Origin of the sequence: Paenibacillus sp. S150 (assembly GCF_019352175.1) — a bacterium.
Classification (GTDB): domain Bacteria; phylum Bacillota; class Bacilli; order Paenibacillales; family Paenibacillaceae; genus Paenibacillus_AQ.
Genome location: NZ_JACBYI010000006.1, coordinates 81,852 through 108,068, shown reverse-complemented (window position 1 = coordinate 108,068; position 26,217 = coordinate 81,852). Strand labels below are relative to the sequence as shown.

24 protein-coding genes and 2 pseudogenes are annotated in these 26,217 nt (G+C 50.7%); 14 read left to right on the top strand and 12 right to left on the bottom strand.

Annotated elements, in window-relative coordinates; translation table 11 throughout:
- Window positions 1-213: 213 nt before the first annotated feature.
- The 3 genes from HYD27_RS08755 to glpX all read left to right on the top strand — a co-directional run bounded on the left by HYD27_RS08755 (window position 214) and on the right by glpX (window position 2,808).
- A complete protein-coding gene (locus HYD27_RS08755) occupies window positions 214-858 on the top strand; it encodes a helix-turn-helix transcriptional regulator (RefSeq protein WP_219213755.1) in 645 nt (214 codons plus the stop codon).
- 19 nt (window positions 859-877) lie between these two features.
- The gene (locus HYD27_RS08750; RefSeq protein ID WP_219213752.1) at window positions 878-1,690 is read left to right on the top strand and encodes a pyruvate, water dikinase regulatory protein; all 813 of its coding nucleotides are present in this window, start codon (window positions 878-880) and stop codon (window positions 1,688-1,690) included.
- Between the two features lie 122 nt (window positions 1,691-1,812).
- The gene (glpX, locus tag HYD27_RS08745; RefSeq protein WP_219213749.1) at window positions 1,813-2,808 is read left to right on the top strand and encodes a class II fructose-bisphosphatase; all 996 of its coding nucleotides are present in this window, start codon (window positions 1,813-1,815) and stop codon (window positions 2,806-2,808) included.
- 513 nt (window positions 2,809-3,321) lie between these two features.
- Here the strand turns inward: glpX and HYD27_RS32655 are convergent.
- Window positions 3,322-3,816, bottom strand: a pseudogene (locus tag HYD27_RS32655) (general stress protein); the annotation flags it as partial.
- Window positions 3,817-4,167: 351 nt separating this feature from the next.
- Here HYD27_RS32655 and HYD27_RS08735 point away from each other — a divergent pair.
- The 3 genes from HYD27_RS08735 to HYD27_RS08725 all read left to right on the top strand — a co-directional run bounded on the left by HYD27_RS08735 (window position 4,168) and on the right by HYD27_RS08725 (window position 7,069).
- A complete protein-coding gene (locus tag HYD27_RS08735; protein WP_020429600.1) occupies window positions 4,168-4,479 on the top strand; it encodes a (2Fe-2S) ferredoxin domain-containing protein in 312 nt (103 codons plus the stop codon).
- A gap of 521 nt (window positions 4,480-5,000) precedes the next feature.
- Window positions 5,001-5,849 (top strand): AraC family transcriptional regulator, encoded by an 849-nt coding sequence (locus tag HYD27_RS08730; RefSeq protein ID WP_219213745.1) that lies wholly within the window; start codon window positions 5,001-5,003, stop codon window positions 5,847-5,849.
- 230 nt (window positions 5,850-6,079) lie between these two features.
- The gene (locus HYD27_RS08725) at window positions 6,080-7,069 is read left to right on the top strand and encodes an aldo/keto reductase (protein ID WP_219213740.1); all 990 of its coding nucleotides are present in this window, start codon (window positions 6,080-6,082) and stop codon (window positions 7,067-7,069) included.
- A 29-nt stretch (window positions 7,070-7,098) separates the two neighbouring features.
- On the opposite strand, the gene HYD27_RS08720 is transcribed toward HYD27_RS08725, so the two are convergent.
- Together HYD27_RS08720 and HYD27_RS08715 are read right to left on the bottom strand one after the other, a co-directional pair.
- Window positions 7,099-7,830, bottom strand: a complete 732-nt coding sequence (locus tag HYD27_RS08720; RefSeq protein WP_219213738.1) for a ZIP family metal transporter — start codon at window positions 7,828-7,830, stop codon at window positions 7,099-7,101.
- Between the two features lie 88 nt (window positions 7,831-7,918).
- Window positions 7,919-8,434: a GNAT family N-acetyltransferase gene (locus HYD27_RS08715; protein ID WP_219213736.1), complete on the bottom strand. Its 516-nt coding sequence runs from the start codon at window positions 8,432-8,434 to the stop codon at window positions 7,919-7,921.
- Between the two features lie 152 nt (window positions 8,435-8,586).
- Here HYD27_RS08715 and HYD27_RS31975 point away from each other — a divergent pair.
- Window positions 8,587-8,703 (top strand): annotated as a pseudogene (locus HYD27_RS31975) (DUF1304 family protein); the annotation flags it as partial.
- Between the two features lie 80 nt (window positions 8,704-8,783).
- On the opposite strand, the gene araA reads toward HYD27_RS31975, so the two are convergent.
- The 3 genes from araA to HYD27_RS08695 are packed head-to-tail and all read right to left on the bottom strand — an operon-like array spanning window position 8,784 to window position 12,563.
- Window positions 8,784-10,208, bottom strand: coding sequence for an L-arabinose isomerase (gene araA / locus HYD27_RS08705; protein WP_219213734.1), 1,425 nt, complete (start codon window positions 10,206-10,208; stop codon window positions 8,784-8,786).
- A gap of 44 nt (window positions 10,209-10,252) precedes the next feature.
- Entirely contained in the window at window positions 10,253-10,948 is a 696-nt protein-coding gene (locus HYD27_RS08700; protein WP_219213732.1) for an L-ribulose-5-phosphate 4-epimerase, read from the bottom strand.
- Window position 10,949: 1 nt separating this feature from the next.
- The gene (locus HYD27_RS08695) at window positions 10,950-12,563 is read right to left on the bottom strand and encodes a xylulokinase (RefSeq protein WP_219213730.1); all 1,614 of its coding nucleotides are present in this window, start codon (window positions 12,561-12,563) and stop codon (window positions 10,950-10,952) included.
- Between the two features lie 291 nt (window positions 12,564-12,854).
- Between HYD27_RS08695 and HYD27_RS08690 the strand changes: the two genes are divergently transcribed.
- Entirely contained in the window at window positions 12,855-13,937 is a 1,083-nt protein-coding gene (locus tag HYD27_RS08690) for a GntR family transcriptional regulator (RefSeq protein ID WP_219213728.1), read from the top strand.
- 6 nt (window positions 13,938-13,943) lie between these two features.
- Here HYD27_RS08690 and HYD27_RS08685 read toward each other — a convergent pair whose 3' ends face one another.
- Entirely contained in the window at window positions 13,944-15,029 is a 1,086-nt protein-coding gene (locus HYD27_RS08685) for an NAD(P)/FAD-dependent oxidoreductase (RefSeq protein ID WP_219213726.1), read from the bottom strand.
- Window positions 15,030-15,370: 341 nt separating this feature from the next.
- Here HYD27_RS08685 and HYD27_RS08680 point away from each other — a divergent pair, with 341 nt between their 5' ends.
- From HYD27_RS08680 to HYD27_RS08665, 4 genes are read left to right on the top strand one after another with little or no spacing between them, the layout of a single operon-like run.
- Window positions 15,371-16,456, top strand: coding sequence for an iron-siderophore ABC transporter substrate-binding protein (locus HYD27_RS08680; RefSeq protein WP_219213724.1), 1,086 nt, complete (start codon window positions 15,371-15,373; stop codon window positions 16,454-16,456).
- Window positions 16,449-17,489, top strand: coding sequence for a FecCD family ABC transporter permease (locus HYD27_RS08675; protein ID WP_219213722.1), 1,041 nt, complete (start codon window positions 16,449-16,451; stop codon window positions 17,487-17,489). The genes HYD27_RS08680 and HYD27_RS08675 overlap by 8 nt, the downstream gene beginning before the upstream one ends.
- Complete coding sequence (locus tag HYD27_RS08670; protein ID WP_219213719.1) at window positions 17,486-18,517, top strand: FecCD family ABC transporter permease; 1,032 nt, start codon at window positions 17,486-17,488, stop codon at window positions 18,515-18,517. Before HYD27_RS08675 ends, HYD27_RS08670 begins: the two co-directional genes overlap by 4 nt.
- Window positions 18,517-19,332, top strand: coding sequence for an ABC transporter ATP-binding protein (locus HYD27_RS08665; protein WP_219213716.1), 816 nt, complete (start codon window positions 18,517-18,519; stop codon window positions 19,330-19,332). Before HYD27_RS08670 ends, HYD27_RS08665 begins: the two co-directional genes overlap by 1 nt.
- Window positions 19,333-20,266: 934 nt before the next feature.
- On the opposite strand, the gene HYD27_RS08660 is transcribed toward HYD27_RS08665, so the two are convergent.
- Window positions 20,267-21,406, bottom strand: coding sequence for a 5-methyltetrahydropteroyltriglutamate--homocysteine S-methyltransferase (locus HYD27_RS08660; RefSeq protein ID WP_219213713.1), 1,140 nt, complete (start codon window positions 21,404-21,406; stop codon window positions 20,267-20,269).
- Between the two features lie 268 nt (window positions 21,407-21,674).
- Window positions 21,675-22,022, bottom strand: a complete 348-nt coding sequence (locus HYD27_RS08655) for a helix-turn-helix domain-containing protein (protein ID WP_219213710.1) — start codon at window positions 22,020-22,022, stop codon at window positions 21,675-21,677.
- A 138-nt stretch (window positions 22,023-22,160) separates the two neighbouring features.
- On the opposite strand from HYD27_RS08655, the gene HYD27_RS08650 reads away from it, so the two are divergent.
- A complete protein-coding gene (locus HYD27_RS08650) occupies window positions 22,161-22,562 on the top strand; it encodes a HEPN domain-containing protein (protein ID WP_219213708.1) in 402 nt (133 codons plus the stop codon).
- Between the two features lie 303 nt (window positions 22,563-22,865).
- On the opposite strand, the gene HYD27_RS08645 is transcribed toward HYD27_RS08650, so the two are convergent.
- Complete coding sequence (locus HYD27_RS08645; RefSeq protein ID WP_219213705.1) at window positions 22,866-23,153, bottom strand: hypothetical protein; 288 nt, start codon at window positions 23,151-23,153, stop codon at window positions 22,866-22,868.
- Window positions 23,154-23,223: 70 nt separating this feature from the next.
- On the opposite strand from HYD27_RS08645, the gene HYD27_RS08640 reads away from it, so the two are divergent.
- Window positions 23,224-23,592, top strand: a complete 369-nt coding sequence (locus tag HYD27_RS08640) for a hypothetical protein (protein ID WP_219213702.1) — start codon at window positions 23,224-23,226, stop codon at window positions 23,590-23,592.
- On the opposite strand, the gene HYD27_RS32650 is transcribed toward HYD27_RS08640, so the two are convergent.
- Window positions 23,549-24,256: an ABC transporter ATP-binding protein gene (locus HYD27_RS32650; RefSeq protein WP_309242041.1), complete on the bottom strand. Its 708-nt coding sequence runs from the start codon at window positions 24,254-24,256 to the stop codon at window positions 23,549-23,551. The two genes, HYD27_RS08640 and HYD27_RS32650, sit on opposite strands and share 44 nt — an antisense overlap.
- Before the next feature lie 629 nt (window positions 24,257-24,885).
- On the bottom strand, window positions 24,886-26,208 hold the full coding sequence (locus tag HYD27_RS08630; protein WP_219213698.1) for an amidohydrolase family protein: 1,323 nt from the start codon (window positions 26,206-26,208) through the stop codon (window positions 24,886-24,888).
- Window positions 26,209-26,217 lie beyond the last annotated feature (9 nt).

Below are 26,217 nucleotides of genomic sequence, written 5' to 3'. Positions count from 1 at the left end.
CAGATCTGCACCTTTGGTTCAGCAATAGTATATTTTCAACAAAAAAATATATATGACGTATTATATGTTGCAATAACGATCATTATTGCGTATTATATAAGCAAGTTAAGGGTTATATATTCCAATAAGACGTAAGAATGGAAGGGGGAATCGGCAACCGGTGCTCCTTCTGTTAAGGAACACCAGATTGTATCCGGAAAGTGGAGGGAACCTGTGATCGAACTGACATCCCGTCAACTGCAAATTATTGAAGTTGTCAAAAGAAGAGCACCGATAACCGCGGAACTAATCGCGGAGCATCTCAATCTCAGCAAGCCGACGATCCGTTCGGACTTGTCCGTTCTCGTCATGCTGGAGTACATTGACGCCAAGCCAAAGGTCGGTTATTTTCCCGGCAAAAAAACCTCGCAGCGCCTCGGCGGAGGCTATCTGCTGAAGGAAACCAAGGTCAAGGATATTCAGAGCATCCCGATTATTATCCGCGAGACGACTACCATTCAGGATGCCGTGGTTACCCTGTTTCTGCAGGATGTAGGCACGCTGATTATCTGCGACGGGGACGGCAAGCTGACAGGAGTGGCCTCGCGCAAGGATTTTCTGAAGGTTACGCTGGGCAATCCCGGTGCGGTGTCCATGCCTGTGAGCATGGTGATGACCCGCCAGCCCAAGGTCGTGACAGTTTCGCCAGAGGACACGGTGCTTGATGCCGCGCAAAAAATGATTTTTCACGAGGTGGACAGTTTGCCGGTGGTGATTCCCGGCACTGTGGAAGAAAACGGCCCGAGACTCGATGTGGTGGGGCGGCTGACCAAAACTTCCATCGTCAAACTTCTCCTCGATCTAGAAACCAAAGGATAACGGGAGGAATCGAACGCGCATGGAGCCATCCTCACATTTCATTACGATATGCTCAGATTCGATAGGGGATACAGCGGAGGCTGTCGTGCAGGCTGTTATCCACCAATTCCAGAATCAGCGTGTCACGATCAGAAGATACGGCAATGTAAGGCATGAAGACGAACTGCGGAAGCTGATGGAGGAAGCGGCCCAGCTTCAGGGCTTTGTCGCCTACACTCTGGTCCAGCCGGAGCTGCGGGAGATGATCCGCGAGGAAGCGGTCCGCCTCGATCTGCGGATTGTGGATATCATGGGGCCGATGATGCAGGCCTTCATCGACACCTTCGACGATGCACCCCAGGCCAGGCCCGGGCTGCTGCACCAGCTCGATGAGGACTACTTCAGGCGGATTGAGGCAATTGAATTCACCGTCGCCTGTGACGACGGACGCGATCTTGGCGCGATGCTGAAGGCGGATATTGTGCTGCTGGGCATGTCCCGCACCTCCAAGACCCCGCTCAGCATCTTCCTCGCCCACCGGGGCAAAAAGGTCGTGAATTATCCGATCGTCCCGGAGATCGGCCCGCCGCAGCAGCTGATGAGCCTGCCGCCGAACCGGCTTATCGGTCTTACGATGAAGCCCGAATACATGCTGAAGATCCGCTCCGAGCGCCTCAAGCAGCTCGGCCTTCCTGCAGGCTCGCAATATGCCAGCCTGGAGCGCATCACGGAAGAAATGGAATATGCCGCCGTGCTGTTCACCAAGCTGGGCTGCCCGGTGATTGATATTACGGACAGGGCGATTGAAGAAACCGCAGGTATTATTATGGGGCACATTTCCGACTCCCCCTAAGAATCAACTATATAGATATTTCTTGATTGCACCCGCTGTCCGCGGTGGAAATCCCCAGACAAGGTTCAATCTATATAGCGCAGGACTGAAATTATACAAACATTATACTGGAGGGAAATCATATGGAACGCGAATTGGCACTGGAGATTGTACGGGTAACTGAACTGGGCGCTTTATCCTCGGCCCGCTGGATTGGCCGGGGCGATAAAAATGCTGCGGATGATGCGGCCACGACCGCCATCCGTTCCATGTTTGATTCCGTCTCCATTGACGGGACTGTGGTCATTGGCGAAGGTGAGATGGATGAAGCGCCGATGCTCTATATCGGGGAACGGGTCGGGAACCGGAACGGCCCTTCGGTCGATGTGGCCGTTGATCCGCTGGAAGGCACCGAGGTGGTGGCCTGCGGGCTGCACAATGCCCAATCGGTTATCGCCATTGCCGACCGGGGCAGCCTGCTGCATGCGCCCGACATATATATGGAGAAGCTTGCTTGCGGCCCTGAGCTGGCCGGCAGGCTGAGCCTCGAAGATCCGGCTGAGGTCACGCTGCGCAAGGCCAGCCTGATTACCGGCAAAGCCCTCTCCGAACTGACGGTGATGGCCCTGGACCGCAAGCGGCACGGGAAGCTGATCGCCACGCTGCGCAGGCTCGGCGTGCGCGTCAAGCTGATCGGCCACGGTGATGTGGCCGGTGCCATCGCGGCGGCGCTGCCGGACAGCGATGTCGATCTGTACATGGGCTCCGGCGGCGCACCGGAGGGCGTGCTGGCCGCCGCCGCGCTGAAATGCCTCGGCGGCGAGCTGCAGGGCAAGCTGCTGCCGGAGGGTCCCTTCGAGCTGCAGCGCTGCCTGCTCATGGGAATCGACAATCCGAAGCATGTGCTCTCGATGGAGGATATGGTCGGCACCGGCGACGTCATCTTCGCGGCGACCGGCGTAACCTCCGGCGAATTCTTGAGCGGAGTCCGTTTCATCGGCAAGGAACGCGCCGAGACCCATTCGGTGATTATGCGGGCGCAGAGCCGTACGATCCGGTACATCCGCAGCATTCATTTTCTGCCCGGCAAGGAGATTCCGCAGGCGGCCGCCAGCAGAGCGGATGCAGCCTTTATCTAATCCTGCAAACATACAGAAGGGTTTCCCCAAGTCCGGCAAGATTTGGGGAAACCCTCTTTTTTATAAATATTGCCGCTGCCGAAACGTGCCGGTTCATTTTCCTTACCGGGTCCGGCTGTGGTCTCTCGGTACTTCATTCTCGTGATTAACCACCTTGACTTCACCAGTCTGCACTTTGTTTTTGGAAACATCCAGCTGCTCTTCATGCAGGCGCAGCCTGCGGTCTGCCTCACTGTCTCTGTCCGCAAAGTCAGCGGTTCCCGTATTCTCCGGTGCATTGTCCATGCCTGCCGGCGAACCGGAATACACATCTCCCGTCATCCCCGGACGGTTCACATCCTCCAGCCTATGGGTCTCCGGAAGATCATACGCCGGTGCGGAATTCATAGTATCCAGGCCCGTATCCTCGCGTCCTTCCAGCCCGGTACCGTTAAATGCCGCATCCACGGCATCCCTCACCGAGTCACGGGCAGTTGCTGCATCGCCCTGGCCGCCAGTCATCCGCTCATCCATATAGCGGTCCGCATTCGCAGAATTATGGCTGCGGAATACGCTGTACACTTCATCGGCCCGTGAACTGTCGGCGTCCACCATGACCAGAATACGGCCTTCGTCCACATAGTTGTCATAGCTTTGTGCCTCATCCTCCGGTATGCCAAGTCCAATGAGTCCGCCGACAAGTCCGCCGGTTCCGGCACCTACCGCAGCTCCTGCCAGTGCAGCCGCTATCGGCCCCGCCGCAAGAATCGGTCCGATTCCCGGAATTGCCAGTGCTCCAATGCCTGCCAGAAGTCCGGTCACACCGCCGAGCACCCCCCCGGTTGCCGCACCTGAAGCTATTCCCTCTGGTGCCTTGGTGCCTGTCTCATCATTAATTGTCCGGGCATCCTGTTTGTTTCTCGCTATCACCGAGATATCCTCTGTCAGAAATCCGCGGGTTTTCAACTCCTCAATAGCCTGCGAAGCTTCATGTTCCGTATGGAATACACCTACAAATTTCTTATTCATAACGATTCCCTCCTGATTAGCTTTTATTTGATTTTCATTACATTTGGTCAATGTCCTTACAACCCTTACTTAACCAAACGGCGAAGCGCTAAACTGGCGCATTTAAATTTGGGGCTGGAACCTTCAAAACAATTTCAGAATCAGAAAATAATTGGAGAGAGGCAAAAACAGACACATTTTCATCAAATTTATTGTGTCCGGGTTAGGTAATCTAACGTGAAAATCCTGATTTTCCGGCATTTGTTAAGCCTTTGGGAACATTAACCATTACCCGATTACAGATTATGCAAAAGAGACTATACTCCTCGTAAGATACCTAAGCTATTTTCACATTATCAAGGAGGCCCATGTATGAATATGCGACTGAAGGTGCTGAAGAAGCACCTGCTCTTCTGCTGCAGCGAGCATTGCAATAATCAGGATGTGGAAGATGTAATGCAGGAATTCAAAGAACAGCTCGTAGAGAAGGGCATCAATAAAACGGTCAAGATCAACAAAACCAGCTGTCTTGGCCTGTGCGGCAACGGACCTTTTGTAATTGTCTATCCCGACGGCATCTGGTACTACAATGTAACCACGGACGATGTGGAGCGCATTGTGGAGGAGCATCTCGTGAACGGCGAGCCGGTCGAAGAACTGGTCATGCTCAAAATGGAAGCCTAGGAGGAAGCCTCAAAAAGGTAAGCTTAAGCAAAAGCGGCCATCGGCCTGGATGTATCAGATTTATAGTCACAGCAGAGCTGCGACGTACTGGCGGACTTAAGTGGAAAAAGTAAAACTAATCAGAACCTTCTCGTCCCGATACATTCTCTAGCGGGAAAAAGTAAAACTAATGTGACCGATTTGCTCCAGTTGTGGTGAATACACGCAGTTTAGGTGTACAATATCCCACTACATTCAGTTTTCGCTTGGAATTACGCCAATTAGTTTTACTAATTCCACTTAACTATCAGCGCCCCTATTATAACCGCCCCTCCCGCCAACACGGCACCTCGGAGGAGGGGATTGAGCCTGCGCCACGGCCCCCCGTACCTCCTCCCCCTCTCGGACAACCCTGTAAGTCCCGCCCTCAGTCTGGGGCCTGGGACTTTTTGCGGTTGATCAGCCTTGGACAATCTATTGTATAATGGATTGCAGGTGCATCCTTGCAATGGAGCAATTCCAACCCGAAAAGAGGCTGAAGCATGGCCATATTCAAATACAATTCAGAGCGCCCTTTCCGGGGCAATCCCGATCTGCATCTTCATTATTGGGGACGTGAAGAGTGCGCTCCCGGACACAGCGTCGGCCCCGGTGTGCGCGACCTGTACAAAATCCATTTCATTCACGAAGGAACCGGCTATGTCTCTGTCGGGCAAGAAACCCACATCCTGCAGCCTGGACAGGCTTTCCTGACCTATCCTCATATAGTTACTCATTATGCCGCAGACATGGCTCATCCCTGGACGTATTCCTGGATTGCTTTTACAGGGGAGGAAATTGCCCGTCTGCTGTCCAGGACCTCGCTCTCGCCCGGACACCCCGTATTCCCGATGGATGATTCCCTGATGCCCGCGCTGTATGACCGGCTTACCGCTGCCTCCGGCCGCACAGACAGTCTCGATCTCCCGCTCAAGGCGATCCTGTATGAGTTCTTCGGGCTGCTGCTCAGCACAGTTCCTGCTCCTGCAGACCTTATCCCTCTTCCCCGTCAAAAGAGCATTTACGTCGAGCAGTGCCTGCACTATCTGCATGCCCATTACTGTGAGAATGTGACCGTGGAGAGCATGTCTTCCTCCCTGAAGCTGGACCGCAAATATTTATCCGCCTTGTTCAAAAAGACCGTTGGCCTGCCGCCGCAGCAGTACCTGCTTAATTTCCGCATGGCCAAAGCTTGCGAGCTGCTGACGGAGAGTGCCTGCACCATCGGTGAAATTTCCCGTTCCGTCGGCTATCAGGACCCGCTGCTGTTCTCGCGGATGTTCAAGAAGGTCAAGGGCTGCTCCCCCAAGGAATACCGCATCCGCCATGCCGATAATGACATTGTTCTATAAACTTCTTCCATGCTGACATACGCTTGGCTCGATGCTTCCGCTACAATTAAGAGCGTAGCCCTTGCGTAAGAAGCAACCGCTTACGTAAGGCTGATTGCACGTTGAGTGCTTAAGATCTGTGTAAATTGCTTAGAATTGTTAAAGATACTTCAGACTCTGCTTCCGGAGCAAGCTTCGCGAAGCAGGGCCGGGAAGTCCATGTTAACATGACTTTAAGGAGGAATAATCAAATGTATATCGCAAGTCCTGAACGTTATGACCAGATGAAATACAACCGTACCGGCCGCAGCGGCCTGCTCCTGCCGGCGATTTCGCTGGGACTGTGGCATAACTTTGGCGGCAATGATGTGTTCGAGAACGGCCGCGCCATGATCAGAAGAGCCTTCGATCTGGGGATTACCCACTTCGATCTTGCCAACAACTATGGCCCGCCTGCCGGCTCCGCCGAGGAGAGCTTCGGGCAGATTCTGCGCAAGGATTTCGCCGCTTACCGCGACGAGCTGATCATCTCCAGCAAAGCCGGCTATTACATGTGGCCAGGCCCATATGGAGAATGGGGCTCGAAGAAAAATCTCGTCTCCAGCCTGGACCAGAGCCTGAAACGGATGGGGCTGGATTATGTGGATATTTACTACCACCACCGTCCGGACCCGAACACGCCGCTGGAAGAAACGATGGGGGCACTGGATCTGCTGGTGCGCCAAGGCAAGGCGCTGTACGTCGGCATCTCCAACTACAAAGCTGAGGAAGCGCGCGAGGCCGCCCGGATTCTCCGCCGTCTCGGCACCCCCTGCCTGATCCATCAGCCGAATTATTCCATGATGTCGCGCTGGATTGAGGATGGGCTGCAGGATGTGCTCGCCGAGGAAGGCATCGGCACCATCGCCTTCTCGCCGCTGCAAAAAGGCATCCTGACCGACCGCTACCTCAAAGGAATTACACCGGATTCCCGCGCAGCCGGACCAAGCTTATTCCTCTCCGAGAAGGAAATTACCGCAGAGGTCATCGGCAAGGTAAGCAAGCTGAACGGGCTCGCAGCCGCACGCGGGCAGAAAATGTCGCAGCTGGCCCTGTCGTGGGTGCTCCGCGGCGGCAAAGTCACTTCGGCACTGATCGGTGCGAGCAAGGTCAGCCAGATCGAGGATGCCGTAGCCTCCTTGAACGCACCTGAGCTCAGCGCGGAGGAGCTGGAGCAAATCGAGAATATTTTGCGGGGATAACCCCCGTATAAGAAGACATTTGCCCGCCGTCACCCAAAGACCTGTGTAATATACACCATCGCCAGCAGGCCGAAGATAAAGGAATAGGTGGAAGGGCGCTCAAACCCGTGTCCGTGGCTCTCAGGAATCAGCTCCTTATAGACGATGAAGAGCATCGCTCCTGCGGCAAAAGCCAGCCCGTAGCCTACCGCATTCTGCACATAGCTGGCTGTAAAATAGCCAATGACCGCCGACACCATCTCCATAAGGCCGGTTAAGGCGGCCATGCCCAGCGCTTTTCGCCGGGTAGCGCGGGAATTCATCAGAAAGACGGCCAGGATCAGCCCCTCCGGCATATTCTGCGCCCCGATAGCAACCGCCACCATAGGACCCAGGCTGGGCTGCTCGCTGGCATAGCTGAATCCCGTACTGAGACCTTCGGGAATATTGTGAATGAACAGCGCGATCAGCACGAGCAGCGCTTTGGAATCCATATTGGTATAGCCGGGCTTATTCTCTACATCGATATGCGGAATATTGTTCTCAATCAGATCGAGCAGCAGCACACCGGTAATCAGCCCCAGGGTTAAGGCGAGGATTCCCGACTCCTTGATGGCCTGCGGCATTAAGCCAAAGGTAGAAGCAGATACCATAATTCCGGCAGTGAAGGCAACCAGGACATCCTTCCACAGCTCGGACAATCTTCGGACAAACAGGATCGGAACCACTCCAAGCACAGTGGCCATAGCCGATAAAAAGCTGCCAAGAAGCGCAGTTGCCAAGTCTTTCAACCCCTTTTGCGGACAGGACTTCTAGACCCAGCTTATGCTTCCGGCAGCTATATTTATTCCTGTATTCCCCTTCCCTCTCCTACTCCAATGACATCAGCTCCAAAGACATCAGCTCCTCGTCCAGATATTTCTCCCCGAGCTTCATTGCCTTCGGCTCTGTTCCGTAGCAGACAAATCCCAGCGATTCGTACAGCCGTTTGGCGGGCAGATTGGGGGAGGTTAAGGTCAGATTAAGGATTTCCAGACCCTCTGTCGCCTTGGCACGGGCAATCAGCTCCAGCATCAGGAGCCGCCCCACTCCCTGCCTGCGGGCGTTTGGATCAATATAGACGGAATATACATGGGCTTTATGACGGATTTTGGGCCTGCTCTCACGGAAAAAAGTTACAATGCCCACCAGCTTTTCCTCCGCATCCAGAGCTCCCAGGGTAAAATTATTATCCGTTGGCTCCAGCCTGATCCGGGTGGTGACGATGGAAATTTTGGCTTCCGATTCATAGGAGCTGAGAAAAGCTTCCGGATTCCGCCGCAGCGACTGCAGCCGAAGCTCACGGTAACTCTCCGCATCGGCGGATGTCAGTGTTCTTATGTACAATACCTTGCCTCCTCACAGGGTTCCTGGTGGAATTATCCGGCTTCTATCATTATAACGGGTTGCCCTGCAGGCTGGCCTTATAATATTGCTGCATTTTTTTATTGGGCAGGGAATCACCCGAAAATTGACAAAAATTCCGAATACGGGTATAGCTTGCGCAGGATACGAAATCGCTGGCTGCCAGCCAGGGGCTGTACAATGGTTTTCTGGCCGCCGTTCTGGCGTGGGGCCTGCTCCATCTGAACGATACGTTCGGGTTTCAGCTTCAGAGGATGCCGCATCCGGACAGAAAAAAACCGTACAGAGCCATCCGCTCCATACGGTTACAGCCGCGCCTTATGAAATCTAATTACTTGATAACCACGTATTCCAGGTTAACCAGCTTGGCATAAGCAATAATTTGGTCTGTCGTTAGCTTCAGGGAAACTACGGTATGGTGTCCGCCGCCGTTCTCGATCCACGCCTTAACCCCATCCTGGAAGTTCGGCTTCACGTTCCACAGCACACGCGCCACGGGAAGATTCGGAGCAGGAACTGTCGGTTCAAATGCCGTAACCTCATTGATCAGCAGTTTGTAATGTGTGCCGAAGTCAGCCATGGAAACGACAACACCGTCTCCTGCCTTGCCGTCAAACACCAGCCGGGCCGGGTCTTCACGATCGCCGATACCCAGCGGAGACACAATGATCTTAGGCTTGTTGCTTGCCAGCGTCGGGTCCACTTCAAGCATATGGGACTGAAGGATTGATTCCTGGCCAACCGCCAATTCGTAGGTGTAGTCTTCCATAAAGCCGGTGGACTGGTTATGGCTCATTACTTTCAGCAGACGGTCCAGCGCTGCCGTCTTCCAGTCTCCTTCTCCGGCGAAGCCGTATCCTTGCGCCATCAAACGTTGGACGGCAAGGCCGGGAAGCTGCTTCATCCCATAGAGATCTTCGAAGTTCGTTGTGAAGGCAGAGTAGCCGCCATTGTCCAGGAAGCGTTTAATGGCAATTTCATAGCTTGCCTGCACTTTTACGCTGGCTTCCCAGGCTTCCTTGCTGTACGTACCATAATCGAATTCATAAAGTCCGGAATATTCTGCAAACAGATCGGCAATTTCCTCTTCCTTCACAGCATTTACGTACCCGACGAGGTCCCCGATTCCGAAGTAGTCAACAGTCCAGCCAAATTGGATCTGGGCCTCGACCTTATCGCCTTCCGTAACGCCGACATTACGCATATTGTCGCCGAAACGGGCAACCTTGATATTGAAGCTTTCGTTATACGCAACCGCCACATCCATCCACTCGGCGATTTGCTTCTGCACTTCCGCGCGCTCCCAGTAGCCTACAACCACTTTATTCTGTTTCTTCAGACGGGCATTGATAAACCCATATTCTCGGTCGCCATGGGCGGCCTGGTTGAGGTTCATGAAGTCCATGTCAATCGTAGCCCAGGGAATGCTTTCATTGTACTGTGTAGCCAGGTGGAGCAGCGGCTTCTGCAGCAATTTGGTACCGCGAATCCACATTTTTGCGGGAGAGAAGGTATGCATCCAGGTAATGACACCGGCTACCTCGTCACGATAGTTGACTTCCTTCATAAGGCTGGTGATTTTGTCTGCACTAACCGCCAGATCCTGCAGTACAAGCGGATAAGGCAGAACGCCGCTTTTATTGAGGGCATCGGTCATTACTTGTGCATTTGCTTTGACTTCCGCCAGTGCCTCTTCCCCGTACAGATGCTGTGAACCTACGACAAACCAGAACTCTTTTGCACCTACAGTTGACATACTTGTTCATTCCTCTTTTCCCAATTTGATATATAAGCTGAATTTTACTTTTGCCCGTAGTAAGCGTCTTTCCCATGTTTGCGCAAATAGTGTTTATCCAGAATGCGCTGCGGCAATTCTTCGGCAAAACTGTTCAATTGACGGGAGAATAAATTCATTTTTGAAACCTCTTCGAGCACAACGCTGTTGATCACTGCGGATTTCGCATCCTTGCCCCACGTGAAGGGAGCATGACCCTTAAGCAGGACACCCGGCACTGCCATGATATCCAGCCCGCGCTGCTCAAACGTTTCGATGATGACACGGCCGGTTGCCGCTTCATAGCCATGGTCAACCTCGTCCTGGGTCAAGAAACGGGTGCAAGGGACAGAACCATAGAAGGTGTCTGCATGAGTAGTCCCCATTACAGGTACATCCAGGCCTGCCTGGGCCCAAATCGTCGCCCAGGTCGAATGTGTATGCACAATACCGCCGATCTCTTCGTAATGCTTATACAGCACGGCGTGAGTCGCTGTATCCGATGATGGTCTCATCTCTCCTTCAACAACGTTGCCGTCGAAGTCAATAACTACCATATCGCCGGGCTTCATCTTGTCATAGCTGACACCGCTGGGCTTGATAACGAACAGGCGGCTCTCACGGTCAACAGCGCTTACGTTTCCCCAGGTGAATTTCACGAGTCCATGTTTAGGCAGCTCCAGATTGGCTTGGTATACTTCTTCTTTCAGTTGCTCCAACACGTTAATCCCTCCAGTTTTCCACTAGATTATCTACAGCAGCCTGTTCAATCGCCAGACCTTGAGTGTAGCGTTCCATAAATACTTCGAAGCCCTTAACATCGTAACCGTCAGGATAGATTTCTTGTCCCTGGGCGTTCTTAAATACCTGCTGGTCGAGGAAGTCTTCCAGACTTTCTTGCTCATCCCTTCTGCTCATGTAAGAGGCCAGAATAGCCATCCCCCACGCCCCGCCTTCTCCGGCTGTTGCCATCACGGATACCGGGACATTCAGAGCAGCGGCAACAATTTTTTGTCCGACAACAGGAGTTTTAAATAAACCGCCGTGAGCCAGAATGCTGTCGATTGCGACATGCTCCTTCTTGGTCAAAATATCCATTCCGATTTTCAAAGCGCCAAAAGCAGTGAACAGATGAGTGCGCATGAAATTCGCCAGATTGAAACGGCTCCCGGGAGAGCGTACAAACAATGGCCGGCCTTTCTCGATTCCGGTGATATTCTCACCTGAGAAATACCCGTAGCTAAGCAAACCGCCGCCATCCGGATCTGCCTCCAAAGCCTTATTGAACATCACACTGTATAAATGATTTGTATCCGCCTTGTGCCCCATGGCCTCAGAGAATTCACGGAACAAGCTGAGCCAGGCATTGATATCGCTTGAACAGTTGTTGGCATGGACCATTCCGACCGGATTGCCGTTAGGCGTAGTCACCAGATCAATTTCCGGATATACGGCTGACAGCTCCTTCTCCAATACAACCATGGCAAAAACCGAAGTTCCCACGGAGACATTGCCGGTCCGTTTCCGCACGCTATTCGTAGCAACCATCCCTGTTCCTGCATCTCCTTCCGGAGGACAAAGCGAAATACCCGGCTGCAAATTCCCGGATTTATCCAGGATTTTGGCTCCCGCTGCGGATAATGCACCTGCCTGCTGACCTGAAATGCAGACCTCAGGAAGAATCCCTCTAAGATTCCAATCGTAGCCTTTGGGCGCAATGAGCTGATCAAACTGCTTAACCATGGAATCGTTATAATCATGTGTGGCTTCATCAATGGGGAACATACCTGAGGCATCTCCTGCGCCAATAGCCTTAATGCCGGTCAGCAGCCAGTGAATGTATCCGGAGAGCGTCGTAATGAAGTCAATACGGGGGACATGCTCTTCCCCGTTCAATATCGCCTGATACAGATGGGCAGTACTCCACCGCTCAGGAATGTTGAATTGAAACTTATCAGTTAAAGCTTTTGCCGCAGCACCGGTTGTCGCATTCCGCCAGGTCCGGAACGGAACAAGCAGCTCACCCGCGCTGTCAAAAGCCATATACCCGTGCATCATTGCAGAGAATCCTATAGCACCAACCGTTCGAAGGGTGATTCCATATTTCTGTTCAACCTCCTGCTGCATCCCGCTGTAAGCCTCTTGCATCCCCGTGATGATACTCTCTAAGCTGTACGTCCAATATCCGTCTGCCAAGAGATTCTCCCACTCATAACTTCCGGATGCGACGGTTTCAAAACGGTGATCAATCAGCACTGCCTTGATACGTGTGGACCCAAATTCGATGCCAAGTGAGGTTTCCCCCTTGAGTATCGCTTGTTGAATGTCCTGATCCATGCCCACGTTACTCCTCTCTGAACAACTGTTATAACCGCTTTAATTGAAAGAATGCGCTTTCCCTTATTTACAGTCTCAGTATATTTTTTGATCGTACATTTGTCAACATTCATTAATAGTTATACCTACAAATTATCTAATGAAGTGATTGTTTCTCTATATTTCTCTTTTGAGTATATAACATGTAGTACAAAAGATTTATAATAAGGTCATATTTATGCTAAAATATGTACATACAAATATTAAGGCCGAGAAAATTAGTATTAGAACAACCAGGAAAGAAGGAGCACAGTGAAACCAAAATATCAAATCATTCTTGAGGATATAAAGAGCAACATCCTTTCAGGGACATACAGCGTAGGAAATCAAATCCCAACGGAATCCGCTTTGCAGGAAATGTATAACGTTAGCCGCCAGACGGTGCGGAAGGCTATTTTGGAGCTGTCAAACGAGGGGTTCTTAAGAAGTGAAAAAGGTTCCGGCACTTATGTCAGCAATCAATTCCGCTCAAAAGCCGCCGGAAATTCCAATAATAAAACCATCGGGGTCATCACAACCTATATTTCCGATTACATCTTCCCCTCCATCATCCGCGGGATTGAATCCCGGTTGAACGAAGATAATTATTCATTGCTGCTCGCCAGTACAAATAATGATGTCGCCCAGGAAAAGAAGGCTTTGGAGATGATGCTGTCCTATGGTGTGGACGGCCTGATCATTGAGCCTACAAAAAGCAACCTGTACAATCCCAATATCGCTTACTACCTGACATTCAAGGAACAGGATGTGCCTTTCATCATGATTAATGCTTATTATGAAGAATTGGAAGTCCCTTTCTTTTGTCTCGATGATGTACAGTCCAGCTATCTGGCAACCAAGGAATTAATCGCTAATGGACACACACAAATTGGCATCATTGCCAAAATGGATGATCTGCAGGGAAAGTACCGGATGAAGGGTTATATCAAAGCTCTAGGAGAAGCCAAACTGCGGTTTCACCCGGAGCAGGTGCTGTCATTCTACACAGAGACCAAGCAGGACCTGTCCACCAGCCTGAAGAAATTCCTGACCGAAAACAGAGGCGGGCTGACAGCCATTGTCTGCTATAACGACGAGGTTGGCTTGGAAGCCGTACATGTATGCAGACAACTGGCTATCTCCGTTCCCGAAGACTTATCCATTATTGGCCAGGATAATTCCTATATCGCCAAGAATGCGAACATCAAGCTGACGACATTGACACACCCCCAGGAACAAATGGGACGCGATGCCGCCGATTGGGTGATTAAGAAACTGCAAGGGAAGAAGGATCTGCGCGATCAGACCTATTATCAGCCCGTGTTAATAGAAGGGGAGACGGTTAGGAAGAGATAGGCTGAATCACTTCAGCTTGATGTAGGGACGCAGCAGATAGCTGGCCATTTTCAAAGGATTCAAGTGTGGGCTTGTAAACAATTTCTGCCCCAAATGGCCGTTGAGATTATGGATAACTGCATCCAAGGTTTCATTCGAGAGATGCTCCATCGTCCTGCGCAGAACGATGGAGTTCTCATAACTCTGCCTGATCGGCTTGGTAAGCTCCTCATAACTGCCCAGACCGCATAAATCGTGGGCGGCATAAATCCCGGTCATCCAAGAGGCATGCTGCCCGAACCCCATAAACGGCATCAATGCGCCAAAGCAATTGCCGACATAAAACGTATTGCCGATCCTTCCGGCGTGACATAACCCTATAGGGTAGCCGGTAATTTTGAACCCGTCCGTGATGGGCAGCACTTGCTCAAGCTCCGCTTGCACCTTCAGGTAATAACGGTCCCACAGGGTTTCAATATCGGTATTAATCTCAGGCAGATCGGGAATGGCAATGACCAGGTTAGCTTCTTTATCGGAGAACGGGATCAGGTATCCGTAACCGAAGGGAGCGATCTCGTAGTCCAGCCAAGCCTTGATCTCATAAGGATCAAAACGGCCTTCGACCGTTGCCCCCTTGACCGAAACCGTCAGGTCTTCCCTGAAATTGCGGGTCTTCTTCGCATAATCGCTGTCCCCCGTTGCCAGCACCACATGCGTGTAATCTGCAAGCAGTTCCTCATACGTTTTTTTCGAATTAAAATGGATTTTCGACTTGACCTGCCGCCCCAGCTGCGCTTCGAACGAATTTTTCTCTCTTCCGCGAATGTTCGTAAAGCCAAGCTGCCCTTCCAAAACAGCCTTCTCATGCTTCGAATAAAACGTAATCTTTGAAATGCCGGCAGCCGGATGCAGATAGATGCCAAATTGCTCCGATAAATAAGCAATACTGTCGTTGACGGGTCGGGTGAACATGGAGAGCAGCACCTCTCCATTCACAAACCGGTCTCCAACCATACTGCGGCTTTCAAAAATGACCGGTTCGATTCCATGCTTCTCCAGCGTAATGGCACAGGCCAGACCTGAAATTCCGGCCCCCATGATTGCAACTTTCATCAAGCTCCCACTCCTTTCAAATCTTCTCTTGCATACATTCTTCCCGCAAAAGCAGAGTGAGTATTCGCTTAGAGTAAAGCAAACAGCGTAATTTTAAGATGCTGGGCGGGAAATAATGCGTACATCCGCTTAATCCCCCTCTGCCGCTTGCCGATCGTTTCTCCCCTTTTAACATTCCGCATCTTTGGATTGCCCTTTTTTCTATTGACATCCCATCTAAAAGAAATATATATTTAATGACAATGAGAATCATTATCGAAAAAGGAATTGATATGATTTTTCTCACCGCCGGTTGTCAGCATCAGCTAAAAATATATTAAAAAAGGATGGGTACATAAGACATGAACACAACACGAAAGTTCTTATCTAAAACGTTATTGATTCCATTTGCGCTTACAATTGCGCTGGTTGGTTGCTCCAATCAGCAATCCAATTCAACGGCATCCCCCTCTCCGTCTGCAAGTACCGAGCCTGCCAGTACAGAAGCACCGGCCTCCCCTGCTGCAACTACCGAATATCCGATCGTGATCAAGCATGCGCTTGGCGAAGCTGTCCTTGAGAGCAAGCCTGAACGGGTGGTTACCATTCAATGGGCGAATCACGATGTCGCACTCGCTCTTGGCGTGGTTCCCGTAGGCTTCTCGGCAGCGAATTTCGGTGTTCAGGACGGCAGCGGATTGCTGCCTTGGACAGCTGAGAAGCTGAAGGAGCTTGGCGTTGCCGATCCTAATGTCTTCCAGGATACGGACGGCCTTGATTTTGAAGCTATTTCGGATGCAGATCCGGATGTCATTCTTGCCGCTTACTCCGGGATTACACAGGAAGACTATGATACGCTTAGCCAAATCGCCCCGGTTGTGGCCTATCCGACCGCTCCTTGGACAACCACATGGCGCGAGCAGGTCTTGCTGAATTCCGAAGGCATGGGTATGAAAGCAGAGGGGGAACAGCTTATTAAGGACACCGAGGGCTTGGTCAACGAGAAGCTAAGCCAGTATCCGCAGATTAATGGCAAGAAAGTAGTTTGGGTTAATTTCTCGGCTGATGATCTGTCCCAATTGCATATTTACACACCAATTGACTCCCGTGTCTCGTTCTTGTACGAGCTGGGAATGGAGTATCCTGAAAGTATTACGAAGCAGATTACCGACCCTACCAGCTATTCTTTGAGCTTGAGCGCTGAGAATGTCGAGGCCCTTAACGACGCCGATCTCATCGTCGGATATGGTAATGACGAATTGCTAAAGGCGATCCAAGCCGATTCACTGCTCGGCAAAATCCCTGCAATTGAGAGGGGTTCTGTTGCATTTATTGATAGTGATACCCCCCTGGTAGCCGCCGGCACTCCTAACCCGCTTTCCATAGCGTATACCATTGATGAATACCTTGCATTAATCGGCGGAGCCATTGACAAGATAAATGAATAGCTCTGCGAGTTCTGAAAAAAAACAGCTAACCACGCATATTCCGAAAAACTTCACAGCCGTTTTGGTGGTTTGCATGGTCTTGCTCGGCATATGCGTGGTTGCATCTCTGGCCTTAGGCGCTCGGACGATAAGCTTCAGCGAACTGATGGACGGGTTGTTTCACCCGGACATTCAGTCCTTCGGGGCCAATGTGGTGCGCAAGAGAATTTCCCGGACCGTATTCAGTTTATTTTGCGGTGCGGCACTGGGAGTCTCCGGTGCGCTTATGCAATCGGTCACGCGCAACCCGATAGCGGACCCCAGTATACTGGGAGTCAACACAGGCGCGGCCTTGTTTGTAGTTTGCGGGATTGCCTTCCTGAATATAAGCTCTGCCAGCGAGTATATTTGGCTGGCGCTGGCCGGAGCTGCGATTACTGCAGTATTTGTGTTCGGAATCGGTTCAATGGGGCGTGGCGGAGCCACCCCCATTAAGCTCGTTTTGGCGGGTGCTGCCACAAGCGCCGCCCTTTCTTCATTGGTCACCGCCATCATGATTCCGCGCTCATATGTCATGGATCAATTCAGATTCTGGCAAGTGGGCAGCGTAGGTTCGGGAACCTGGAGCAGTATTGCCACCTTCTCTCCCTTTCTGATCGTCGGATTATTAATAGGCTTTATTACCGCCCCGGCACTGAATGCGCTGGCACTGGGAGACGATGTTGCGACCGGACTCGGCGTTCGGACAGGAACACTGCGGTTTATTGCGGCTCTCGCAGGTGTTTTATTATGCGGAGCAACCACTGCACTTGCTGGACCTATAGGTTTTATCGGACTGTTATCCACTCATGTTATGCGCCTTATTCTCGGCTCCGACTTGCGTTTTGTTATACCGATGTCAGCTTTATCAGGGGCAATTATTCTTACTCTCTCCGATGTATGCGGCAGGCTCATCGGCAGACCCGGAGAGCTTGAAGTCGGTGTAGTTACAGCGTTCATAGGCGCTCCGATACTAATCCTATTAGCTATGAGATCGAAAGTGCGTTCATTATGACAAATCAACCTATTGAATTTATTATGACGGGCAGGCGTCAAAGACGCCGCCGATGGCTGCTGGTTACCTGCTTCCTTGCGCTGCTTGCCTGCGCGCTCTGCGTCCTTATGCTATTACTTGGAAACACCATTTATCCGGTCAGAGAAGTCATCCGGGCACTTTCCGGAGAGCAGCTCAAGGGCGTGTCTTTTGCGGTTAATACCATCCGTCTGCCCAGAATGCTGGCAGGCCTTTTTGCAGGATTTGCTTTCGGCCTTGCCGGATATACTTTCCAGACCATGCTCCGCAACCCCCTTGCGAACCCGAATGTCATCGGTATTACTTCCGGCTCCAGTGCAGCAGCTGTTTTTTGCATCGTCGTAATTCATGCAAGCGGAACGGTTGTTTCCGTAGCTTCGGTGATTGCCGGGCTTGCCACAGTGATATTGATTTATTTTTTATCCAGAGGCAAGATTTTTTCAATCGGGCGGTTAATCCTTATCGGAATAGGCATACAGGCCATGCTTGACGCCGTAATATCCTATCTGCTGTTGATTAGCTCCCAACAGGATGTTCCCACAGCGCTCAGATGGCTGTCGGGCAGCCTTAACGGGTCTCAAATGCGCGAGCTTCCGCCGCTCGTCATTACGGTTCTTATCTGTGCGCCGGTTGCTATCCTGCTGGGCAAGCATCTAAGTATACTGGAGCTTGGAGAACAAGCGGCTACTTCTCTCGGCGTGCACGCGGACAAGACAAGAATTGCGCTTATTGTAAGCTCCGTCTTCATGATTGCTATTGCTACTGCTGTTACGGGTCCAATAGCCTTTGTCTCCTTCCTTTCGGGACCTATCGCAAAAAGGTTAGTCGGAGTCGGCTTCTCCAACGTAATTCCGGCCGGTCTTGTTGGCGTTAATTTGGTTTTGGCGGCAGATCTAATCGGACAGTTTGCGTTTGAATACAGATTCCCTGTGGGTGTCATAACCGGATTACTCGGGGCGCCGTATCTGATCTACCTGCTAATCCGAATGAATCGAAAGGGAGAATTATAATGACAGCCACTCATACTTTTCAAGCTGAACAAGTCGTAGCGGGCTATGACAATAAAACGGTGATCCAGGAAGTAAGCCTGGTTATCCCCAGCAATAAAATCAGCGTTATTATTGGTTCCAACGGCTGCGGGAAGTCGACGCTTCTTAAAGCAATGGCAAGGCTGATCAAGCCCGTATCCGGTAAAATCACCCTGGACGGAAAGCCCATCGGCAAAATTCCGCCAAAGCAGCTGGCCCGCGTGATCGGGCTGCTCCCGCAATCGCCCATTGTTCCGGAAGGAATTTCGGTGACGGATTTGGTTGGGCGGGGAAGGTTTCCGCATCAATCCTTGCTCGGCGGGTGGACCAAAAAGGATTATGAGGCCGTTGCCGAAGCGATGAAAATTATGGATATTACGGAGTTCGCCAATCATAATATTGACGAGCTTTCGGGCGGCCAAAGGCAGCGCGTCTGGATTGCAATGGCTCTGGCGCAGCAGACCGACATTCTGTTTCTCGATGAACCGACAACCTTTTTGGATATCACCTATCAGGTGGAAATTCTTGACCTGCTCACCGACCTTAACCGAAAGCACGGCACTACAATTGTAATGGTTCTGCATGATATCAACCTGTCCGCCCGTTATGCAGAACATATTTTTGCGCTTCATAACGGAAAGCTTGTAGCTGAGGGGAAGCCATCAGAGGTTATTACAGCCACCTTGGTCAAAGATATTTTCGGACTGGACTGCACGGTGATCAAAGACCCCATTGCCGGCTCTCCCATGGTGGTGCCAAAAGGACGATATCATGGCAACGAAGAATCTGCTCCTTAGTGTAAATTTAAATCTCCCCACATCCCCTTTTTCGCCAGCGTTAGTGGGAAAAAGGATATCTAATTCATCCGATTCTCCCCCTTTCTGGGGAATAGGCTTCAATGAAGGCTACTTTCTCCCACCTTATCCATAATTAAAAGATATTGATAATTTCCTATAAAGAACAAAACGGCTATGCCGTCCTTGACTGGCCAGCGCAGCTGTTTGAGATTTCAAATTCAGGGTTGGCTGCCGGGACCGGCCGGCGGCAAGCCCAAGTGGAAAAAGTGAACTTCATTCTTCCTAAATACCCTTTTTCGCAAGCGTTAGTGGGAAAAAGGATACCTAATTCATCCGATTCTACCCTCTACAGGGAAATACACTGAAATTAATTTTACTTTTTCCCACTATTGCCTCTGCCGCCAGCTTTTCTGTCCATTTAAGTTCACTAATTCCACTTCGCTTCATTGTATTTCACTTCCCCACCCCGCGATTCCGGTTAGCTCCTCAAATTCCGCTGTTCCTCCTGCAAAGCGCAACCCGCAGGTTCAGCACGATGACCACATCTTCAACTTACCCCCAACTTTATACACACCTTATCCACAGCAAAAGTAATTCATAATTTCCTAAACAACAAGAAAGACGCCTATCGGCGTCCTATAAGAATGCTGCTATTTCAGTGGGGAGGAGAAGAATCATTTCGCGCTGATTCCGCCGTCCAGCCGGCTTCGGGCGAATTCAAAGGTACTTCTGCCTTGGATTTCCTCTACCTGCCCGCTCGGCCAACGTAATAGCGCAGTTTGCTTGGCCGAATTCCCGATCCAATCTTTCATAGACAGCGCAGGCATGAAATAACGGGTAAGCTTCGCTTCCCCCAAAATATATAAATTCTGATCTTTTAAATAAGCCGTACGGAGAATTCTCCATTCGGCTTATTTGGATTTGGGCTTACGGATTACTTCCAGATCTCTTCGGCAATTTCTTTAATGAAAGCGAGCTTGCGCCATTGCTGTTCCTCTGTCAGGTGGTTGCCTTCCTTCGTGGAAGCGAAGCCGCATTGCGGGCTCAGGCAGATCCGGTTCAGATCAACGTATTGCTGCGCTTCCCCGATGCGCTTCAGAATATTTTCCCTGCTCTCAAGCTCCCCAAATTTGGAGGAGAACAGGCCAAGCACAACCTGCTGGTTGTCCTTCAGGAAGCGAAGCGGCTTGAAATCGCCTGCCCGTTCGGTATCAAACTCCAGGTAGTAGCCGGAGTAATTATCGATGCTCAGGAGTGTCTCCACAATGGGCTCATAGCCTCCGCCTACTCCGGCATAAGTCGAAACATAATTGCCGCGGCAGACATGTGTCGTTACAACGAGATCGTCCGGCAGGCCGGCTGCAACCTCCTCGTTCAATCTCGCAAATTCATTCGCATACTCAGCCACATTCACACCGGCCTGCTGCATGAATGCGCTAAACTGTTCGTCGCAAAGCGCGCCCCACGTGCAGTCGTCGATCTGGATGCTGCGGCAGCCCGCTTCATAGAAGGCAAGTATCACCGCTCTGTACGCTTTGGCAATATCGGAAACAAGCTCTTTCCGGTTTGGATATACGGCCTGCGTGCTTTCCTTGTTTTCTGCCCGGTCCAGCTCGAACAGGAGCTGTGCAGCCGCAGGAATCGATTGACGCGCAACGACATCCTCACCCGCAACACTCTTTAAAAAGGTATAATGCGAAACAAAAGGATGGCTACTGAAGCTTATTTTGCCGGTCAGGCGGGCGGTTTCGGGTCTCGATTCAGCGCCGTTGAACCGGTAGCCTTGTTCAATAAATGTCTGTTCTACACCGTCAAAGCCCCAGAAAAAGTCCAGATGCCACCAGGAGCGGCGGAATTCGCCGTCGGTTACCGCTTGAAGGCCCGCCTCTTTCTGTTTCTGCACAAGCTTGACGATTTCGGCGTTCTCCGCTTCCTTCAGCTGCGCGGCGGTAATTTCGCCGTTCTTGAATTTTATTCTGGCCTCCTTCAACGCGCCGGGGCGCAGAAAGCTGCCGACAATATCATATCGAAACGGAGTAACGTTTCTCTTCTTAGGTTCGGTATGAGTGCTCATAGGTTAATCTCCTCGCCGTAAATAATATAAATTTAATATAGCATACCCGCCGGATATACCATTCTACCAATGACCTATGACAGGTTATAGCCATTAGCTATGGCTGGATAGTTCTAGTTTTGGATTATTGAATTGCCTAATCGGCTTGGGTTGTGACTGCGGCGAATGATTGAATTGAAAGACAAAAAAAGAGGCATTTCCCCTATATTGGGCTACACCTCAGGATGGTCTGGTAATGGTCCAGCTTGACCCAATGGCTATCAGCTTGTTAAGCACGGCCTTTTAAAATTTCCCGCAGCACATTTTTGGCCAGCCGGATCTTTTCCTCATTGGCTTCACGAAGCAAATCAACAATCTCCCGGATCTCGTTCTCCGTTTGGGTAACCAAGATTTCCTCATCCACATATGCCGATAGCTGAATCAAATTCACCTCAAGCGCTTCTGCAATTTTTTGCAAATTCAATAAAGATACATTCTTCTCACCGCGTTCAATCTGTCCTATGTATGAAAAATGAAATCCGCCCTTCTCTCCAAGCGCCTCCTGGGACAGTCCCTTCCCCTTGCGCAAAGCACGGATTCGGGCTCCTACCAGCTTCAAAACTTCCTTATCCTTCACGGTATTCACCTCTCTATGTCAAAAGTGTAGATAAGTTTCATCAAGGTAAACACCAAGCAATAAATATCATTATATATTTTAATATTTATAGATATTATAATAGAAATTGTGATTCTCTTTCTCTAGGAGGCAATAACCATGAAGGATAGAACCCGTCATACTATAAATGACTATTACCAGCTTTCTCAATACCACATGAAGCTTGCCTATATTATGAGAAAACACCACAAGTTCAAAACTTCGCTCTTCCTCTGTCATTCGGCACTCATTGCCATGATCCGTGCGATGTACATTTATGAGAACAAGTCCCGGCCTGATTCGGAGATATCACTTATTGAGCTTTTGCTTCTTCTGCACACGGATTATAATCCCGGTCTTGAAATTATGGTGTTTGTGGGGAAATTGAACTACATCGTTCATGAGACAGAGAGCTTGGAGGCATTGAAGGAAAAAGAGATGGATCGGCTGATGGAGAAAACAGAAGAGATATTAACGGAACTATGTTCGAGGATGGCGAATGGAACCAGTACAGAGAGATAGCGCCTGCCGGTCTATAAACATCCATTTTGCATGGTTATAGAGACTGAAAAGTTTGATCGCCATAACTTCACTTGTCCACTCCAGCTTGGGTAATTTCAGGTTAACAATAACACCCGTCATCGCTGAATAAGCGGCATATATCATAGGGATAACAAGCAACAACAAGCTTTCGAGCCATCCCGTACGCAACGATATCATAAGCAGCACACAACTCACAACCAGAATGGGCAACGTAATGGTGAGATTCACGGCAACCTTGCTAAATAATATGATTTGTTTCGATATGGGCGAGCTTTTCAAAATTCATAAATGATTGCCCTCAAGAGAAATGGAGCTTGGTGCTGTACAGCTTAAAGTTACAAATAAGGATACCAGGAATGGAGCCAGCGTACCCAGACCATGTGATAACTGCGGGATTGCAGCCAGCTCCCCCAGCTTCCCCGGACTGACAAACAATAAGGAAATCGACATCACCAGTAATAAAATCATGCCAATCCCTGTATTCAGCACGTAAACAGAAGAACTGAAATAGCGGCGCAGCTCCTTCTTATACAGGGCATGAAAAGGAGATGAAGCTTCTAACGGTTTCATTATATATCCGCTGCTTGCATGACTGGTCATCAGGCTTGTATGAATAGCTTTATATCGGGTGCTTAGTACAGTGGAAAATATTGCAAAAGAAAATGCCGACAGCAGAGTAAACATTAAAAATGAGCTCATCCGGTACGAGCAAACAGCATCGGTATACATGGCTGCCAAGGGATACAGCTTAAAGATCATATCTGCCGTTCCAGTTCCCGTTTCGGCAAGCTTCTGCCCGTTCCCGTCCAGAGTAAATGAACCCAGCACGAGGACAATAATGACGGCAAAGGTTAAGACAAGACTGACCAATCGACTGGCTTTAAACCGGGAAGAGATCCAGCTGATGAATGAGCCGATAATCGTTGCAGCAATGATCGGCAGTAACGGTATAAATAAGATTGTCATTAGAAAAAAAGGTAAAATAATGCCCCGGGATTCACTTTTATAGCATATACCGCACCTGCCGGCAGCATGGCCATCAATGTAAAGAACAAATTCAGCACATAGAGCTGAAGAATGCGGCTTGCGACAACATGACTGGTCTTTACAGGCAGCGACATCACCAAATCGTAGTCCTTATAGCTGAATAATACGCCGCTTGCCTTATTGATCGTGGTGAAGAAGCTTACAAGTCCTACAAAAGGTTCGTCCAGCACCAACAGCTTGGGTGTATGAATGAGCGCAGAGATGATGGCAAGCTTCTGCTTCATCCCATGAGAATACGATGAGATCATGTCACCCAAATTGGCCGTAATCTGGAAAGCATCGCTGTAATTTTTAATGAGCAGCTCACGGTCCGCTTTGGATACGCTAAAGAGGTCGCCGATAAAATTCAAGTACTGCATGCCGGTAAGATGATCGTACAGATCCGGATTATCCGGAATATAAGCAATATTCGCCTTGCAGGCTACCGGAGCTTTCTTGATGGAGACACCGTCAATTTCAATAACCCCTTCCTCAAAATCCAGCACACCGGCTACCGCGCGAATGGCGGTTGTTTTCCCTGCACCGTTATGTCCGATAAAGCCGCAGATTTCACCCCGCCCGACTACTAAATTCAAGTCATTTACAGCCTTTTTGCCACCCTTATAGCTCTTGGTAAAATGTTTTATGGCAAGCCTTCCCCATCACCCCCATCCCCGTTTCCTCAAGCGTTAGCGGGAAAAAGGATAACTAATCGATCTGTTTCTCTCCCTTACAGAGGAATACGCCTAAATTAAGATGACCTTGAAACACATTAATCCAAAGGGCAGCCATTTAGTGGTAAAAAGTAACACTAAGGTAGCGCATTTGAATCCTGGAACATCCCTAGTGGGAAAAAGTAAAACTAATCCGGCTGAAATCAGCCCTATGGGGGAAGCGGGCCTCCATGAAGTGTACAAAATCCCACTAAAGCCCGTTGAATCCAAAATTCCAGCCCATTAGTGTTACTTTTTACACTTCGCTTCCGTTCCCTATGAATCTCCTTGCGTTCCATCAGCTTGTTCAGGTTCGCCGGTTCCATTCCTATACATTCAATTACCTTTTTGGCTCAAAATCAAAATCAGCGGTTGACGATGTGAATGAAGTCCGCTGCGGTTATAATTCCCCCCTAACTTCATACCTACCTTATCCACAATTGACGAGAAGTATAATTTCCTAAACAACAAAAAAAACGAAGAAGCCCCATTTACCGGGCACTCCTTCGCCTTCTCCCCGTCTCTCTTCACCTGATCCCCGGAACACTTCCCAGCACTATTCCTCACACCGGCTTATCCCACTTCTCGAACAGCCGGTCCACGCGCCCGCCGATGGAAGCTTCGGATACCGTAAGTATTTTCCCCTGCTCAAAAACAAGCTTCCCGCCCACCACTGCCTTGGAGACGGCCCCGGGCTGCATGGCATAGACCATGTTGGCGAACAGTTCTTTCCTGGGGGCCAGGGAGAGGTCGCGGATATCCAGTGCGGCAAAGTCGGCATGCTGTCCGGCTGCAATGGAGCCTATCGGCATCCGCAGGATGTCACCGGCGCTGGAGGTCCCCATCCGGTAGACCTGTTCGGCGGTGATGCAGGTGCCGTCCAAGCGGCTGACCTTCTGCAAAAGCGCACACATGCGCATCTCCTCATACACGCTGATCCGGTTGTTGCTGCAGCCCCCGTCCGTTCCGAGCGCCACTCTGACCCCTGCCTGAAGCAGATCAGGTATCCGGGTAACCCCGTCCGCCAGGAACATGTTGCTGGATGGGCAGTATGCCAGCGCCCCCCGTCTGCGGCCGATCAGCTCAATCTCCGGGTTCTCCAGCCAGACCAGATGAATGGCAATCATCCGCTCGTCCAGCACCCCAAGGGAATCCAGATAATGCACAGGACGAAGGCCATAATCGCGCAAAATCTCTTCGACCTCGAACATCTCTTCGGCCACATGAATGTGAAAAGGTGTATCCAGCTCCACTGCCAGCCGGTGGCCGGCCTTGATCATTTCAGGTGAAGCCGCATGCGGGCTGTGGGGTGCCGGGTGAACGGTGACCATGGAATTCCCCTGATACTTTGCGGCTAATGAACGCGTGCGTTCCACGGCCTCCGGTACCGTCTCCCGGTAAGACAGCGGCGCCCCCGCCCAGTCGTACATCGTCCGCGCGAAGACCAGACGAATGCCCAGATCGCCCGCCGCCCGGATCACCGCCTCATCATAAGCAGTCCCGCCGTTATGCACATAAAAGAAATCACAAACCGTCGTCACCCCGTAACGCAGCATCTCCCCAAAGGCCAGCAAAGCCCCGGTATAAATCGCCTCTTCATCCAGAAGAGGCGAATACCGGTACAGCGCCTGATCGCGCCATTCGAGAAAAGGCTTATCGGCCGCTATTCCGCGCAGCAGGCTCTGGAAGGAATGGTTGTGCGAATTGACGGTGCCGGGGACGATGGCTTGGCCCTCCCACCTGATATGCCGGGCATCCGGATACCGCTGCAGCAGTTCCTCGCGGACGCCTACTTCCGCAATCCTCCCGTTCTCCACCAGTAAAGCATAGTTCTCCTGAAAACCCTCCTGCGTGTATACCTTATCCGCTGAATATAATTCGCGCAATGGCTCCTC